This window comes from Sulfuriferula multivorans, assembly GCF_003851125.1.
GTDB lineage: Bacteria > Pseudomonadota > Gammaproteobacteria > Burkholderiales > Sulfuriferulaceae > Sulfuriferula > Sulfuriferula multivorans.
The window spans coordinates 35,149-52,056 of sequence record NZ_BGOW01000020.1; the positions used below are offsets into that span (position 1 = coordinate 35,149).

Annotated in this window: 17 protein-coding genes; 16 read left to right on the forward strand and 1 reads right to left on the reverse strand. The window is 57.3% G+C overall.

Translation table 11 applies throughout. The features are described from left to right. The first annotated feature begins 293 nt into the window (after positions 1-293). The 16 genes from EI185_RS11260 (at position 294) to EI185_RS11335 (ending at position 16,175) form a co-directional block, all read left to right on the forward strand. Positions 294-584 (forward strand): phosphopantetheine-binding protein, encoded by a 291-nt coding sequence (locus EI185_RS11260; RefSeq protein ID WP_124705256.1) that lies wholly within the window; start codon positions 294-296, stop codon positions 582-584. Continuing rightward, positions 585-1,223: a COG4648 family protein gene (locus EI185_RS11265; protein WP_124705257.1), complete on the forward strand. Its 639-nt coding sequence runs from the start codon at positions 585-587 to the stop codon at positions 1,221-1,223. An 18-nt stretch (positions 1,224-1,241) separates the two neighbouring features. Continuing rightward, positions 1,242-2,585, forward strand: coding sequence for an AMP-binding protein (locus tag EI185_RS11270; RefSeq protein ID WP_124705258.1), 1,344 nt, complete (start codon positions 1,242-1,244; stop codon positions 2,583-2,585). Continuing rightward, a complete protein-coding gene (locus EI185_RS11275; protein ID WP_124705259.1) occupies positions 2,582-2,887 on the forward strand; it encodes an ApeI family dehydratase in 306 nt (101 codons plus the stop codon). The genes EI185_RS11270 and EI185_RS11275 overlap by 4 nt, the downstream gene beginning before the upstream one ends. Next, positions 2,884-3,825: a lysophospholipid acyltransferase family protein gene (locus tag EI185_RS11280; protein WP_124705260.1), complete on the forward strand. Its 942-nt coding sequence runs from the start codon at positions 2,884-2,886 to the stop codon at positions 3,823-3,825. The genes EI185_RS11275 and EI185_RS11280 overlap by 4 nt, the downstream gene beginning before the upstream one ends. Continuing rightward, positions 3,822-4,430, forward strand: a complete 609-nt coding sequence (locus tag EI185_RS11285; protein ID WP_124705261.1) for a LolA-related protein — start codon at positions 3,822-3,824, stop codon at positions 4,428-4,430. The genes EI185_RS11280 and EI185_RS11285 overlap by 4 nt, the downstream gene beginning before the upstream one ends. Further along, on the forward strand, positions 4,427-6,802 hold the full coding sequence (locus tag EI185_RS11290; protein WP_223247795.1) for an MMPL family transporter: 2,376 nt from the start codon (positions 4,427-4,429) through the stop codon (positions 6,800-6,802). Before EI185_RS11285 ends, EI185_RS11290 begins: the two co-directional genes overlap by 4 nt. Next, positions 6,795-7,598 carry a polysaccharide deacetylase family protein gene (locus tag EI185_RS11295; RefSeq protein ID WP_124705262.1) on the forward strand — a complete coding sequence of 268 codons (804 nt, stop codon included), beginning with the start codon at positions 6,795-6,797 and terminating at the stop codon, positions 7,596-7,598. Before EI185_RS11290 ends, EI185_RS11295 begins: the two co-directional genes overlap by 8 nt. A 38-nt stretch (positions 7,599-7,636) precedes the next feature. Continuing rightward, positions 7,637-8,326, forward strand: coding sequence for a phosphatase PAP2 family protein (locus tag EI185_RS11300; protein ID WP_223247796.1), 690 nt, complete (start codon positions 7,637-7,639; stop codon positions 8,324-8,326). Between the two features lie 157 nt (positions 8,327-8,483). Then, positions 8,484-10,553, forward strand: a complete 2,070-nt coding sequence (locus tag EI185_RS11305) for an ATP-dependent nuclease (protein WP_124705264.1) — start codon at positions 8,484-8,486, stop codon at positions 10,551-10,553. A gap of 322 nt (positions 10,554-10,875) precedes the next feature. Next, positions 10,876-12,075 (forward strand): beta-ketoacyl-[acyl-carrier-protein] synthase family protein, encoded by a 1,200-nt coding sequence (locus EI185_RS11310; RefSeq protein ID WP_124705265.1) that lies wholly within the window; start codon positions 10,876-10,878, stop codon positions 12,073-12,075. Beyond that, the gene (locus EI185_RS11315; protein WP_124705266.1) at positions 12,072-12,866 is read left to right on the forward strand and encodes a beta-ketoacyl synthase chain length factor; all 795 of its coding nucleotides are present in this window, start codon (positions 12,072-12,074) and stop codon (positions 12,864-12,866) included. Before EI185_RS11310 ends, EI185_RS11315 begins: the two co-directional genes overlap by 4 nt. Beyond that, positions 12,860-13,333, forward strand: a complete 474-nt coding sequence (locus EI185_RS11320) for a hotdog family protein (protein WP_124705267.1) — start codon at positions 12,860-12,862, stop codon at positions 13,331-13,333. Before EI185_RS11315 ends, EI185_RS11320 begins: the two co-directional genes overlap by 7 nt. After that, positions 13,330-14,049, forward strand: coding sequence for a 3-oxoacyl-ACP reductase FabG (gene fabG / locus EI185_RS11325; RefSeq protein WP_124705268.1), 720 nt, complete (start codon positions 13,330-13,332; stop codon positions 14,047-14,049). The genes EI185_RS11320 and fabG overlap by 4 nt, the downstream gene beginning before the upstream one ends. A 14-nt stretch (positions 14,050-14,063) precedes the next feature. Further along, positions 14,064-14,837 (forward strand): class I SAM-dependent methyltransferase, encoded by a 774-nt coding sequence (locus EI185_RS11330; protein ID WP_124705269.1) that lies wholly within the window; start codon positions 14,064-14,066, stop codon positions 14,835-14,837. Between the two features lie 15 nt (positions 14,838-14,852). Next, the gene (locus EI185_RS11335) at positions 14,853-16,175 is read left to right on the forward strand and encodes a cation:proton antiporter (RefSeq protein WP_124705270.1); all 1,323 of its coding nucleotides are present in this window, start codon (positions 14,853-14,855) and stop codon (positions 16,173-16,175) included. On the opposite strand, the gene EI185_RS11340 is transcribed toward EI185_RS11335, so the two are convergent. After that, positions 16,134-16,898 (reverse strand): glycosyltransferase family 2 protein, encoded by a 765-nt coding sequence (locus EI185_RS11340; protein ID WP_124705271.1) that lies wholly within the window; start codon positions 16,896-16,898, stop codon positions 16,134-16,136. The genes EI185_RS11335 and EI185_RS11340 overlap by 42 nt on opposite strands. Between the last annotated feature and the right edge of the window lie 10 nt (positions 16,899-16,908).

Below are 16,908 nucleotides of genomic sequence, written 5' to 3' on the forward strand. Positions count from 1 at the left end.
GGCGAACCGCCAGCCGTGCTTAACGGTCACTCTTTGTGGGGTATTTGGCACAACCAATAGCAGCAAGCTACCATTTTCATGCTATTTTTTGTTTCATACCGTCTGACTATTTAACCGAAAACCGCTAAAATGTTTCAAACCTTAAAATGCGCTTACCTTGGGCTGAACTCAATATCCACGGACATCCCGGCTTATCCCTAGTCTTCCCACTTTTGTTTCAAATGATATGTCCCCCCCCAAACACCTGTCTGCTCTACTGCTTCCGACACTTACACATTACGATTCTTAATACTATGCAAGATAATCATAAACCACCTGTATCCAGTACCGCCGAGTTGCAACATGAAGTTGCTGAACTGATGATTGAATGCTTGAACCTTGAAGTCGCTGCAGATCAAATCTCCGCTGATGCCCCCTTGTACGGTGAGGGCCTGGGTCTGGACTCCATTGACGTGCTGGAAGTCGCGCTGATGGTATCCAAGCGTTATGGTCTCCAGCTGCGTGCTGACAGTGCCGACAATCAGCATATTTTCAGCTCGCTGCGCAGTCTTGCAGACTATATCGCAACGCAGAGAACCCGCTAAATGATGTTCCGCGTCCTGCGCTGGCTGGGCATTGCTGCGCTGGTGATCGGCTATTCGGTATTGGCTCATTACACCAATGAATCCGCAAGCAACCCTAATTTGGGTGCATTGGTAGCCATTGCTCCGGTAGCCTTGATTGCACTGATCCTGGCCTGGCGCTCATCTCGGCGTATCGTGATGCTGGGCGTGCTGGTACTGGCGTGTGCCGCGTTGTGGTTTGGCTGGTCGACGCTGGAACACCATTTCGGCCTGGTTTACTGGCTGCAATATATGGCTATGCAGCTCATCCTGTTCATGACTTTTGCCCGCACTTTGATTGCCGGACGTCAACCGCTGTGTACCCGTTTTGCAGAAGCCGTGCATGCGCCCTTGACCCCACAGCACGAAAATTATGCACGCCAGGTGACCGTAGCCTGGACCCTGTTTTTTGCCATGATGGCGTTGATTTCGACTTTGCTGTTTTTTCTGGCGCCGCTGGCCGTATGGTCGGTTTTTTCCAATTTTCTGACCATCCCGCTGGTTGCGTTGATGTTCATTGCCGAATACTGGGTGCGCAGATGGGTATTACCCGATTCTCAGAATATGCGCATCCTTGATGCGGTGCGTGCATTCCGGAATCACTCGGCGCGCCCACGCTAGTCTGACGTAGCCTTGATCATGTCACGATTTCCGCTGGTATCTCACGTCTCCCCTGACAGCATTATCGCCTGGCGCACCGAGGGTGCCGTCACGCTGCGGCAGTTCCTCACCGAAGTCAGCCAGCTTGCCGCCCGGTTTCCCGCGAGGGGGCATCTGCTCAATATGTGCAGCGACCGTTACCGCTTCAGCGTGGGTCTGGCGGCCGCTATTGTGACCGGCAAAGTCAGTCTGTTGCCGTCAACCCACACACCGGAAACCGTGCGCCAGATCAAGGTTTTTGCCCCGGATGTGTTTTGTTTGACGGATAGCGATCTCTGCACGGTGGACCTGCCGTTACTGCGCTACCCGGTCATGAGCGGGAGTCAGGCTGAAGCATTTGCCATTCCGCAAATTGACGCCAGCCAGCGCATTGCGGTGGTATTCACTTCAGGCTCCACCGGTACGCCGCAACCGCATCCCAAAACCTGGGGTGCGCTGGTCAGCAGCGTGCAGGCCGAGGCAGCGCGACTGGGACTGCTGCACAATATCCCTCACACACTGATTGGTACCGTACCGCCGCAACACATGTACGGATTTGAATCCACGGTACTGATGGCATGGCATAGCGGCAACGCCCTCAGCCATGCGCAGCCGTTTTACCCGGCCGACATTTGTCAGGCGCTGGCGGCTGTGCCCACACCGCGCGTGCTGGTCTCTTCGCCCGTGCATCTGCGCGCCTTGCTGGATGCGGAGTTGGCATTGCCGGAGCTGGCACTGGTGGTATCCGCCACTGCTCCGCTGTCTGCCCAGCTGGCGCAGGACGTCGAGGCGCGTTGCCATGCGCCGCTCATGGAAATCTATGGCAGCACCGAAACCGGCCTGATTGCCACCCGCCGCCCTGCCCAAAGCGAGGAATGGCGCCTGCTTCCCGGCATAAAATTGATTGCGGATGGCGACAGCGTGTGCGCTTGCGGGGGTCACATCGAGACCATGATTGCGATGGGCGACATGCTGGAACCGGTCTCGGACGAGCATTTTTTACTGCACGGGCGCCTGGCCGATCTGGTCAATATCGCCGGCAAACGCCATTCGCTGACCAGCCTCAATCACCTGCTCAATTCCATTCCCGGTGTCGTGGACGGCGCCTTTTACATGCCGGATGAATCCGGCAATGGCCACATTACGCGGCTGGCGGCTTTCGTGGTGGCGCCGGGGCTGCAGGCGCCCCGTCTACTCGCAGCCTTGCGCGAACATATCGACCCGGTTTTCCTGCCGCGGCCATTATTGTTTGTCGAGGAATTGCCGCGCAACCGCACCGGGAAACTGCCGCGCGCAGCATTGCAGGCTCTGTTTCAGGCACATGCCGCACAAAAATCCGCATGAATAACGCCATTCACTGGACCGTCCCGCTCGATCATCCCGCCTTTGCCGGCCATTTTCCAGGTACGCCCATCCTGCCCGGCGTGGTGCTGCTGGACACAGCGCTGCACGCCATTTCTGAGACGAGTGGAATCGAATTAAATGATTGCGAGATCAGCTTGGTCAAATTTCTAAGCCCAGCAAATCCGGGCGATGAGCTGGTGCTCCAGCACATCGTTTCAGCCGGCGGCGTCATCCGTTTCGAAATCGCCGCCGGTACACGCAAAATAGCCAGCGGAAGTATTGTGGCAAAATCGTCTGCATGACCACTCGCTCGACTACCGACCACACGACCTGGGCGCACACACCGGAGCGCAGCAATATGCTGATGCTGCGGATCATGACGTGGATTTCCCTGCGGCTGGGGCGGCGTATTGCACGCGGGGTATTGCACCTGATCGCCAGCTATTTTGTGCTGTTTTCCCCCGGCAGTCGGCGCGCTTCCAGGAATTACCTGCAGCGCGCACTCGACCGCCCGGTCCGCTGGACGGATATGTACCGGCATTTTTTTACTTTTGCCGCCACCATCCATGACCGCGTCTATCTGGTCAACCGCCGCTTCGACCTGTTCGATTTTGAGGTGCATGGCGAAGACACGCTGCGTCGCCTGATCGCCGACGGCAATGGCGTGTTCCTGATGGGGGCACACCTGGGCAGCTTTGAAGTGATCCGCGCGCTTGGCCGGAAAGATACGGATTTGCGCGTCGCCATGGTCATGCACGAAGATAACGCCCAAAAAATCAATGCCATGCTGGCGGCTATCAACCCTGAAGCGGTACAGGATATCATCGGCCTGGGCCACATCGATTCCATGCTCCAGGTGCGCGAGCGGCTGGATGAAGGCTGTGTCGTCGGCATGCTCGCCGATCGCACTCCAGGCAATGACACCCTGTACCCGGTGAATATTCTCGGCGCCCGCGCAAACTTGCCCATCGGACCGTTTCGCATGGCGGCGTTGCTGCAACGGCCGGTGGTCTTCATGACCGGCCTGTATCTGGGCGGCAACCGTTACGCCATCCATTTCGATACGCTGGCGGATTTTTCGGACGTTCCTCGAGGTCAACGGGACGCTGCCCTACAGACGGCCATCTGTCGTTACGCAGCACTGCTCGATCAATATTGCCGCAAGACTCCCTATAACTGGTTTAACTTTTTCGATTTCTGGCAGACCGCACCCACAACCATGCCTCCAAAGTCATCATGATTACAACACCGCCCTCCTCCCTTTCACTGACTGCCTCCACTCGCCTGCTCGTGGTGCTGGCCATGATGTTATTGCCTGCGATAAGTCACGCCGCCAACTGGGATATCGACCAACTGATGCAGGGGTTGGCGCAAATTCGCACCGGCCAGGCCAGTTTTGTCGAAAAGAAAACCATCGCCATGCTCGACCGGCCGGTGGAATCGTCCGGCGAACTGTTTTACAGGGCGCCTGACCATCTGGAAAAACGCACCCTCAAACCCAAACCTGAATCCATGATTGTGGATGGCGGCAAGCTCGTCATCGAACGCGGACAAAAGAAATATCGCCTGCAACTGGAGGATTACCCTGAGCTGGCTGCTTTTATCGACAGCATACGCGGCACGCTGGCGGGTGACCGCAAGGCGCTGGAGCGTAATTATCGACTCAGCCTGGACGGCACTGCCGAACACTGGACGCTGCAACTTGTACCCATCGATGAAAAAATGCAGGCAGTGGTAAAACGCATCCAGATCGCCGGGGTGCGGGACGCAGTGCGCAGCATGGAAATCACCCAGGCCGACGGCGACAGCTCGCAGATGCTGATCGAAAAAATGGCTACGCCGTGAAGCGCACGCGGATAGCAATAGCCCTGTGGCTGGCGTTTATCCTCGCCTGCGGCATCATCATCAGCCGCACCCAGTTCACCACCGATCTATCGGCATTTTTGCCGCGCAGTCCCACCCCGGAACAACAATTGCTGCTGGAGCAGATACGTGACGGCCTCGCCTCGCGCCTGATTCTGGTGGGCATTGAAGGTGCCGATGCGCCCACCCGTGCCCGGCTTTCCAAACAGATCGCGCAGCGTCTGCGCGCTGATCCTGCCTTTGTCAGCGTCAATAACGGCGAGCCGGTCAGCGCCGAGCGCGACCGGGCTTATCTGTTCAACCATCGCTACCTGCTGAGCCCGGCCGTGACGCCCGCGCGCTTCAGCGTGGAAGGCCTGCATGCCGCGCTGAGCGACAGCATCGACCTGCTCGCTTCGCCCGCAGGCTTGCTGGTCAAATCCATATTGCCGCGCGACCCGACCGGTGAAATGGTGCAATTGCTCGACCAGCTCAACAGCGGCACGCATCCTCAACTGGTCGATGGGGCATGGGCATCCCGTGACGGGAAACGTGCCCTGCTGCTGATGCAAACGCGCGCTTCGGGTTCCGATACCGATGCACAGCAACGCGACATGGCCGCCATCCGCCAGGCGTTTGACGCGGCGCCCAGCGCAACCCCGGCCGCCAGATTGCTGATGACCGGGCCTGGCGTATTTTCGGTCACGTCGCGCGATACCATCAAAAGCCAGGTCACCCGTCTGTCCATCATCAGCGTCGTGCTAATCGCGACGCTGCTGTTACTGGTCTATCGTTCTTTCACCGCGCTGGCACTGGGCTTTTTGCCTGTCATCAGCGGCGCGCTGGCAGGCATCGCTGCCGTCAGCCTGGGCTTCGGAACGGTGCACGGCATCACCCTGGGATTTGGTACCGCCCTGATCGGTGAGGCGGTGGATTATTCCATCTATCTGTTTGTGCAATCAGAACGGGGCGGTTCCGGCCAGCAGGACTGGATCAAGCGTTTCTGGCCCACCATCCGTCTCGGCGTGCTGACTTCGATATTCGGCTTTGCTTCGCTGTTGCTGTCCGGCTTTCCGGGTCTGGCACAACTCGGCCTGTATGCGATAGCCGGTCTGATCGCGGCCGCTACGGTGACCCGTTTCGTGTTGCCGCATCTGCTGCCGAAAAACTTTCGCATCCATGATGTATCGGCCATCGGCGTCGGCCTGTCCCGTCTGGTACAGCGTGCCGCTGCACTGCGCTGGCCGGCCGTGCTACTGCTTCTGGTTGCCTGTGCCGTTCTCTTTGCGCACCACAACAGTTTATGGAATGACAAAATATCCGCGTTAAGCCCGGTATCGCAAGCCGATGTGGCGCTGGATGCCAGCCTGCGCGCCGACATGGGTGCACCCGATGTGCGATATCTGGTGGTGGTGTCCGGCGCGAGCCGCGAAGCTGTATTGCGCTCCGCCGAACAGGTTTCCACCGTGCTGCAAAAGCAGGTCGATCAAGGCGCTCTCGCCGGATTTGAAAGCCCCAGCCGCTATCTGCCCAGCACGGCAACGCAACGTGCGCGACAGGCCAGCCTGCCCGCCTCTGCCGTGCTGGAAACGCGCCTTGCCCAGGCAGTTCAGGGATTACCGGTGCATGCGCAACTGTTTGCGCCGTTTCTTGCCGATGTCGCAGCCGCGCGCAGCCAGCCTTTGCTGCAAGCGTCCGATCTTGAACACACCTCGATGGCCATGGCGGTGGATGCCCTGCTCATTCGCCAGGACCGCCACTGGAGTGCCTTATTGCCGCTTACTGCAGCCAAGGATACCGGCATCAATGCCGACCGAATTCGCGCCGCGCTGGCCGCCACCGGCTTGCCCAATGTCCTGTTTGTGGACATGAAAGCCGAGTCCGACCGCCTGTATTCCGGCTATCTGCATGAAGCCATCCTGTTATCGCTCGGCGGTCTGGTCGCCATTATCGGACTGCTGCTATTTGTTTTCCGCTCGCCCATGCGCGTGTTGCGCATCATCGTTCCGCTGGCGGCCGCAGTCATCACCGTCACGGCGGGATTGGCCGTACTGGGTCAGCAGCTGATTATTCTGCATCTGGTGGGGTTGCTGCTGGTGGTTGCGGTCGGCTCCAATTACGCCCTGTTTTTTGACCGGCCCGATGACCCGCTTCCTGCGCAGACGGGTGCCTCGTCTGAACAACCGATAACCCACACCATCTCGCCGCGCACCCTTGCCTCGATGTTGTTCGCCAACCTGACTACCGTCGCAGGCTTCGGCCTGCTGGCGTTTTCCAACGTGTCGATATTGCAAGCCATGGGTGCAACCGTGGCGCCGGGCGTCATCCTTGCGCTGATCTACTCCGCGATTTTTGCCAGGAAAGCCCATGCCTGATACACGCTGGCGCCCGACACCACTGATCCGCGCGACCCTCGTGCTGCATGCGCTGGCCCTGCTGGCAGTGCTTGTGGAACCGGGCCAATGGCGCTGGGCGTTGGGAGCCGTACTGGCCAATCACGCGCTGCTTACGCTGCTCGGGTTGTGGCCGCGCAGCCACTGGCTGGGGCAGAACTGGACACGGCTGCCTGCCGCCGCCATGGCCAGAAATGAAATTGCCTTGACCATCGACGACGGCCCCGATCCGGTCGTCACGCCGCAGGTACTGGACATGCTGGATCGCTATGCCATCCAGGCCACTTTTTTCTGCGTCGGAGAAAAAGCCACACTCTACCCGGACTTGTGCCGGGATATCGTGCGGCGCGGCCATGCTGTGGAAAACCACAGCCAGCATCACCGTCATCACTTTGCGCTGCTGGGGCGTTCCGGTTTCACGCGTGAATTGCAGGCCGCGCAGGATACGCTCACCACGATTACCGGCCAGCGCCCACTGTTCTTCCGCGCGCCAGCTGGCTTGCGCAATCCATTTCTCGACCCGGTGCTTGCCCGGTTGGAGCTGCGTCTTGCCAGCTGGTCGGCACGGGGTTTCGACACCCGGATCAGCGACATCGAGCGCGTTAAAAACAAGCTATCACGCGGTCTGCGTGCGGGTGCTATTTTACTGGTGCACGATGGCAACGCTGCACACACATCCGATGGCGTCCCTGTTATTCTTGCAGTGCTTCCCGCTGTCGTGGCTACCGCCGCAGCTGCCAATCTGCGTTTTGTCACCTTGCGCAAAGCGCTTGCATGAATCGCGCCCATATTGGAGCAGCCGATGGAGAACAAACCTTGAGCGCAAGTAAGCAGATGCCCTGGTACCGCCAGGCGGCAGCGGTTTTCCCCAGGCATGCATTTCTCAAAGCTATCGGAACGACGCTTTTCATCGGCGTGTTTTTCGGCGCTTATTTCTATCTGCTCAAAGATCCGGCCTACCCAACCACGGTAATGCCCGTCATCTGGCTGGATCAGCTGATTCCCTTTCAGCCCGGGACTTTGTCCGTGTATATATCACTGTGGGTGTATGTTTCCATCCCCCCGGCATTCCTGGCAACGCGGCGCGAACTGTATGGTTACGGCATGGCGATGGCCGCAACCTGCCTTGCCGGGCTGATCGTTTTCTATTTCTGGCCCACGGCAGTGCCCGCGGCCAATATCGACTGGGCCCGCTATCCCGACGTGGATTTCCTTAAAAGCATGGATGCTGCGGGCAATGCCTGCCCTTCGCTGCACGTCACCACTGCGGTTTTTTCGGGTATCTGGCTTCATCACCTGTTGCGCCGCTTTGGCGCACCGCTGTGGGTACTCAGCATCAACTGGATATGGTGTATCGGCATTGTCTATTCCACCATGGCCACGCGCCAGCATGTGGCGGTGGATGTGTTGGCCGGACTTGCGCTGGGGGTGCTGGCTGCTTACCTGTCATTGCGACAGCGCGCGGACGCGGGCGTCATCGGTAAAGTCAGCCGCCCATCCATTTGATCCGAACCAACCACTGAAATTTGTTAAAATCCTCCTTTACTTGCTGATAGATTGCTAACCCATGTATCCGTTGCCCCGTGTTACATGAACGGGTGGATATTACCTAATAGGCTGAGAGTGGTTTTCGAAGAAAAATAACGATGATATCGAGGTCGACATGCACATAAAAGCGTTACACATAAAAAATTTCCGCGCAATCGAAGATATAAATGTCGATTTCGATAACCGTGTAAATATCATTGTCGGACCAAATGCCGTAGGAAAGACAACTGTCTTAGAGGCAATTAGATTAGTCAAAGCATTACTTTTCCCACGTACTCAGAACGAAAGCATGCAAGCACTTTTCGCTCTAGGTGCAGCCTCGCCACACCTTCCTCAACAGATCACAATTCCAGCCTTGGCTCGGAATCCAAGTACTCCAGTAGTAATTAGTATTCGATTTGAATTGAGCAAAGACGAAATCACGTGGCTAGAAAACTCTGTCCCCATAATTGCAAGAGGAATTATTCAAGGAAGGATGGGACAAGCCTTCTCAAACCCAACGACGCTGATTAACTTCCTTGGAACTCCTCAAGGGCAACAGGCAATAGAGGCGGCGCAAAAGGAAGTAAATTCAGCAATAAACGATTCCAAAAACGATGGTAGACAATGTCGAGTTGAATTAACGATCTCGCCAATGACAGGTCCACAGTCGACTGATAACCCCGTTTGGCCAACGCTCTTAGCTATGCTCGATCAGCGCCATCCGCCGGGTTTGACTAGTTTTAGCTACTTTCCCGCCGACAGAGCATTACCCCAAGGTGAGCAGCCCGTCCAATTAGGCATGGCGGATGCTCAAGCACAATTGGAATCTCATAGTTCTCAGCCGCAAACGAAATATACAAGGCTAAAGAATACAATATTTAGCGCGATGATTATGAGTGAAAGTGGGCGAGAAGAGCTGACTGCGGAATTTGAACGCATATTTCAGGGCATTTTAAAGGGGCGGCGCCTCAAAGGATTTGGGCTTAATCATATTGGCTTACTTTCTATACTGGTCGAAGATACTGAAACAGGCCGGACCTTTGAGATCGATGGAATGAGTAGTGGAGAAAAAGGCCTTATCCTCACCTTTCTTCTCATCGAAAGATCGGTTGCTCAAGACGGCTTGATATTACTAGATGAGCCGGAATTGCACCTTAACCCTGCGGTATGTAAGGACCTTTTATCTTTCCTCGTTGATGGTTATGCAGTTCGGAAGAATTTACAGGTGTTTGTGTGCTCTCATTCGCCAGAAATTCTGGCAGGAGCTTTCGATAATGACGAATGTTCGCTTTACCACCTTGAATCTGAGCTGATGCTCACTAAGGTCCGTCGTCAAGATCACACAGTAATTGCCGAAGCACTGCGACGTCTAGGGACTTCAGAAAGCGAAGGGCTTTTATTTAACGGCACAATTTTCGTCGAAGGAATCGATGACGTAAGCCTATTAGAGGCTGGATTCAGCTCTATTCTACGCAGGTATAAAATTAAGGATCTTGGTGGACGGCGCGAGATCGAGAAGGAAATTAAACAGCTTCAAGATGCTGAGAATAGGGGCACAGAATTATCATCTCGCTATTTTATTTTTGATCGAGACGAATTACCAACTGATCTCAAAAACACCAAGTCAACAAAGATACTTCAATGGGAGCGTAGATGTTTAGAAAATTATTTACTCGACATCGACATACTTACTGATTTATTTATGAATAGTGAAGTCGTTAAGAACCCACTAAATAACTTAGGCGAAGTACAAAAAAAGCTTCGCGAATTGGCATTTGGGCAGCTAGATGATTTCGTCGCCAAGCAGATTTATTCGAGATACCAATATATTGATCCTGGTATCCGTGCAACGGAAATCCAAGGGAAAAGTTTGAACAATATCGCCGAGTTACTTCATGAGCGTCTGCTTAAAATAATGAACCAATACTCGACAATTGATGAGAGCAATTGGACGAGCGACTTTCTAAAAAAATGTTCAGAAGAACGTCAAAACTTGACCTCTGTTTGGGAGGCCAAGTGGTTGAACGAGTGTGATGGAAAAAGACTTTTTAACGAGATTTGTCAGAAAGTTCAACCAAAAATGGGGCCAAAAAAGTTCAAAATCCGAGTCATGAACGAAATGCGATTGAAACCGTCTGAAAATTGGCGTGCTATCAATAGTCTTCTCAGCGACCTACTGGCCAAAAATAGCGAAACCAAGTGACGTTTGTCGTACTCATTAAGCGGTTCTGTATTTGCTATTCGCTTTCGGAAGACTTGCTTGGCTTTCCCCTGAGCAATTGAACGTTTCCCTCGGGTATATGATAAGTCAAATAGAAATTTGGAATTGCCAGTGCCTAGATTTGTCTGAACCGGCGAGCCAACCACAATTCGAAAGCTGGGCGTCTGCTGTTAGCAACAGTCACCGTCCGCAAGAGGCCGCAACTAGTCGTTGGAGTGAAGGTTTTTACCCCCAACGCCCCAAGCTCCCACCTTCAACTTTTTTTGTTAACAGCTTGCTTTACTTACGATAGGCTTATTTTTCATTGAACTCGCTTTGGCTTTCCCATTTCACCGCGACCAGCAGCATCGGTCGTGGCCTCGGCCAGACACTCGCCGCGCTGCACCAGCGCCGCGCCGGACTGACGCCGTGCGCTTTTGATACGGTGGATCTGGAGACATTCATTGGCGAGGTCGCGGGCGTGGATGAAGTACAACTTCCCGCGCACCTGGCTGACTATGATTGCCGCAACAACCGCCTCGCGTTGCTGGGATTGATGCAGGACGGCTTTGCCGATGCGGTGCATGCTGCCATCGCAAAATACGGCGCGCAACGCATTGGCGTGTTTCTCGGCACCAGCACTTCCGGCATTCTGCAAACCGAACTGGCTTACCGGCATCGCGATGCGACGACCGGTGCATTCCCCGCTGATTTTATTTATGGCACGACGCACAATACCTTTTCCGTTGCCGATTTCACGCGCCATTATTTTGGCTTGTCCGGCCCGGCGGTGGTGGTGTCATCGGCGTGTTCGTCGAGTGCCAAAGTATTTGCATCGGCGCGCCGCATGATGGCAGCCGGGCTGATCGATGCAGCGCTTGTGGGCGGTGTGGATTCGTTATGCCTGACAACGCTGTATGGCTTCAACTCGCTCGGCCTGATTTCCGAACAGGCATGTCGCCCATTCGATGCGCAACGCAATGGCATCTCGATTGGCGAAGCGGCTGCCTTCGCGCTTCTGGAGCGCACCCCGGAATATCTGGATGCCGATGCTGTGCTGCTGCTCGGAACAGGCGAATCCAGCGATGCCTATCACATGTCGTCACCGCACCCGGAGGGTCTGGGCGCGCGCATGGCGATGCAGGATGCGCTGAAAATGGCGGGTTTGAAACCGGCTGACATCGACTATATCAATCTGCACGGCACCGCGACCCAAAGCAATGATGCTGCGGAAGGCAAGGCTGTGACTGCCATATTCGGCGCGGGCACGCTGTGCAGTTCCACCAAGGGTGCAACCGGCCACACCCTGGGCGCTGCCGGCGGCGTGGAGGCGGTGATTTGTGCGCTGGCGTTGCAACACGGCTTGCTGCCCGCCGGGTTGAACACCCGGCAACTCGATCCCACGCTGGATCTCGATTACCTGCTGGAGAATCGTGAGCAGCCGGTGAAGCATGTGCTCAGCAATTCGTTTGGATTCGGTGGCACCAATTGCAGCCTGATTTTTGGTCGGGCGGACAATTCATGATACTGACTGCATACATCGAAGGTATCGGCCTGCTCGGCCCTGGCCTGGACAACTGGCCAGACAGTCAGGCTGTGTTGGCCGGGCAAGCTCCCTATCAGCCGCACAAGACAGTCCTGCCACCCCCTGCTTTGCTGCCGGCGGCAGAACGCCGGCGCAGCGGTGCGATTGTCAAACTTACCCTGGCGACCGGACTGGAAGCGATCTCAGCCGCTGGTCTTGATGCGGCCAGTCTGCCCAGCGTGTTTTCTTCATCGGGCGGCGATGGGGAAAACTGCCACGCCATCTGCGAGATGCTCGCCTCGGATGATCGGCAAATCTCCCCGACGCGCTTTCATAATTCGGTGCATAACGCTGCGGCCGGGTACTGGAGTATCGCCACCGGTGCGATGACCACCTCATCGGTGCTGTGCGCTTTCGATGCCTGCTTCGGCGCGGGCCTGCTGGAGGCGATCACCCAGGTGGTGGTGGATAACACGCACAGCGTTTTGCTGGCGTGTGACACCTCTTACCCGGAGCCGCTGTACAGCGCCCGCCCCATCCCCGATGCATTTGGCATTGCACTGGTGCTGGCGCCGCAACGCAGCGCACAGGCATTGGCGCAAATCAGCGTCAGCCTGACGGATGCCAGCGCAGACCGGCTCGACGACGCCGCGCTTGAAAGCCTGCGCAGAGCCATTCCCGCCGCGCGTGGCTTGCCACTGTTGCGCGCTATCGCATTAGGGCAAGACCGGCATGTAGTGCTAGATTACCTCGATAACACGCGCCTCGACGTGGCAATTACCTTATGCTGAATCAAGTCCTGGACCACGCCTGGATTGCCAGCCATATTCCGCACCAGGGCAGCATGTGCCTGCTGGATTGCGTGGAGGCATGGGATCAGCAGCGTATTCAGTGCCGCGCCTTTAGCCATCGCGCTGCCGACAATCCGTTGCGTGCTGAGGGCCAGCTCGGTGCCGCTTGCGGTATCGAATACGCGGCCCAGGCCATGGCCGTACACGGTGTCTTGCTGGCGCCGCCAGACAGCAGCCGCGCGCGGGCCGGCTATCTGGTCAGCGTGCGCGGCACACAGTTGTATGTGCCGCGGCTGGACGACATCGCCGCCGATCTGTGGGTGGAGGCCACCTGCATCACGCGCAGCGAAAACAATATTCTTTACCAATTCAGCGTCAGCGCAGCAGGCCGCCTGCTGCTGGATGGGCGCGCCGCCGTCGTACTCGATGCTGACGCACTCACATCCACTTCAGGAGATGTACCATGAAAAACGCTCTGGTTACCGGCGGCAGCGGCGGCATAGGCGCGGCCATCTGCCGCCGCCTCGCTGCCGATGGCTGCCATGTCTACATTCATGCCCATCATGGACTGCAAGCCGCACAGATGCTGGCCGATGACATTTGTGCCGGCGGTGGCAGTGCTCAGGCGCTGGCATTTGATGTGACTGACAGCACAGCGGTAGCCGATGTACTGACCCCGCTCGTCGAACACCAGCCGATCCAGATTCTGGTCAACAATGCCGGCATCCATGACGACGCCGTGTTCCCCGGCATGCGCGCCGAGCAGTGGCACCGGGTGATCGACGTATCCGTCAACGGTTTTTTCAACGTCACCCAGCCGCTGATGATGCCGATGATCCGCAGCCGCTGGGGACGCATTATCAATGTATCTTCCATCGCCGCGCTGACCGGCAACGCGGGCCAGGTCAACTATTCTGCCGCCAAGGGCGCGCTGAATTCGGCGACCAAATCGCTGGCCCGGGAAGTCGCCAGCCGCGGCATCACCGTCAACGCGGTGGCTCCCGGTATTATCGACACCCCGATGAGCGAATCCGCGTTCGACGCCCAGGACATCGCACGCCTGGTGCCGATGAAACGCGCGGGTACCCCCGACGAAGTTGCCGACCTGATCGGCTTTCTCGCCACGACGCAGGCGGCTTATATCACCGGGCAGATTATCTCCATCAACGGCGGCATGATTTAACGGTGAATGACGACATGAATACACCCACCCCAGCCCCGGTGCATGCACCGCACATCCCGCTCACCGATTACTACCAGACCGAGCAGGACCGGCAAGCTTATCTGCGCCAGATTTTTGACAACACCGCGCCGGATTACGACCGTATCGAGGCGATGCTGGCGTGGGGTTCCGGTTCCCGCTACCGGCGCCAGGCGCTGATTCGCGGCGGCTTGAAGCCCGGCATGAGGGTGCTCGACGTCGGCGTCGGCACCGGCCTGGTTGCAGCACAAGCCTGTATGCTGGCCGGTGATCCCGCCCTGGTTACCGGAGTCGATCCCAGCCCCGGCATGATGGCAGCCAGCAAGCTGCCCAAGACCATGGTGCTGATGGAAGGCCGGGCGGAATCCCTGCCTTTTCCCGACAATCATTTTGATTTCCTGAGCATGGGCTATGCACTGCGCCATATCAGCGACCTGGGCGTAGCGTTTACGGAGTTTGAACGGGTACTGAAGCCGGGTGGCCGTCTATGCCTGCTCGAAATCACCCAGGCGCAAAGCCGTGTTGGGCAATGGCTGCTCAAAACCTACATGCGCGGCGTAATACCGCTGCTCACGCGATTCATTTCCAGACAGAAGGATACCGCGACGATCTGGCGTTATTACTGGGATAGCATCGAAGCCTGCGTTCCCCCCGAACAAGTCATGGCAACGCTAAGCGCGGCAGGACTGACCCAGGTTAAGCGCCATCTGGAGGTCGGCATATTTTCAGAATATCAGGCGATCAAGATCAATCCCGGCCAGCCTGGCTGATTGCCCGCAAAAACCATGACGACAGCCGCTCACATCGCCGCGCATAAAACCGAAGCACTGTTGTTTTTCACCCTGCTGCAACTCACCGTGATCGTGCTCGCTGCGCGCATCGGCGGTGGCATTGCGTTGCGCATCGGGCAATCAGCGGTGGTCGGTGAAATCGTGATCGGCATCCTGCTCGGGCCTTCGCTGTTCGGGCTGCTTGCACCCGACGTATTTCAGTATGTATTTCACTCCGGCGCACCGGAGCCGATGCAGATGCTGTCGCAAATCGGCCTGGTGCTGCTGATGTTTCAGATCGGCCTGGAATTCGATTTTTCGCACCTGGGCGAAAGCCGCAACCGCAGCGCCGTGATGTGGGTGGCGGGCGCCAGCCTGGTTGCACCGTTTGCCCTGGGTTTTGCGGTCGGCCAGATCAGCGCGCCGATACTGTCCCCCGGCGCACATGCGTTGGGGTCTGCGCTGTTTGTAGCGACAGCTTTCTCTATCACGGCACTGCCGATACTCGGGCGCATCATGATGGAATTCGACATGACGCGCACACCGATTGGCGTTATCGCCATCAGCGCGGCGGCGATCAACGACGTCATCGGCTGGCTGCTGCTGGCGCTCATCACCACACTCACACTGTCCGATTTCGTTGCTGCCAGTTTTGCCCTCAAAGTGGTACTGGTACTGGGATTTTTCCTGCTCAGCTGGTTTGGCGTACGCCCGATCATGAAGCGCATCCTGCATCGCTGCGATGCACGCTCGGGCGCGCTCTCGCACAACCTGCTCGGCATCGTGCTGGCGGCCATTTTCCTGTCGGCGATGACCACTTACCAGCTCGGCATTTTCGCCATCTTTGGCGGGTTCATGATGGGTGTGTTGCTGCATGACGAACACGCTTTTGTACGCACCTGGAAGGCGCGCATCAGCCCGTTCGTGATGGTGTTTTTCCTGCCCATCTTTTTTACCTATACCGGCCTGCGCACCAATATCGGCAGCCTCGACAGCGCAGCGGCCTGGGGCTGGTGCGCGCTCATCGTGTTCCTCGCCACGCTGGGCAAGTACGGCGGCGCCTACCTGGCAGCACGTATAGCGGGGATGAGTCATCAGGAAGGCAAAGTCATGGGCATCATGATGAACACCCGCGCGCTGATGGAATTGATCGTGATTAACGTCGGCTACGACCTCGGGGTGATCTCGCAGCAGATGTTCACCATACTGGTGATCATGGCGATTTTCAGTACCGTGATTACCAGCCCGCTATTGCGGCGCTGGCTGCCGCGTATCGGTATCCCGGTGCCATCGCGTTCAAATGCGGCCGAGCGCACGGCGCATGAGCAACACGGGTAAGCGCAGCACGAAGCCCAGAAACAGTCGCGTGTGCATCCAACTCAATAATACGTTGTCGCGCAGGTAGCGGAAATGCGACACGCCGCCCTCCTCCGCGCGGTAGTAGCGCACCGGGGCAGGCAGATTAACCGGCCTGACCCCACGCCAGCATAAGCGCACCACCGCCTCGGGATCAAAGTCGAAGTGGCGCATCCATGGCTGATGGCGCATCACCTGCCGCAATGCTGCAACCGGATACACGCGAAACCCGAACAGCGAGTCGCCAATGCCTGCCCACAGCGTTTCCAGATTGGCCCACCAGTTGGAAACACGCCGCCCTTTCACACGCAAGCCCGGTGCACTGGCATCGAATACCGGCACGCCCAATATCATCGCGGCTGGCTGGCGCGCGGATTCCGCCATGAACGCCGGGATACGCTCGGGCGGATGCTGGCCGTCCGAATCCATGGTTAATACGTGACTGAATCCCGCCGCAGCCGCCTGCTCCAGGCCATGCAGCACCGCCGCGCCCTTGCCCTGGTTGCGCGGCAAAATGATCACGTGCAGGCCGGCATCCGCTGCTGCCATCGCCAGCAATCCCTCGGCGCTGCCATCGTTGCTGCCATCCACCACCACCCACACCGGGGTCCAGTATTGGCGTGCCGCGCGCACGGTTTCATAGACTTTGGCACCGGGGTTATAACTGGGAATGAGGACGAGATGCGTGGTCGAGGCAGCAATCATGGCGGCGAAT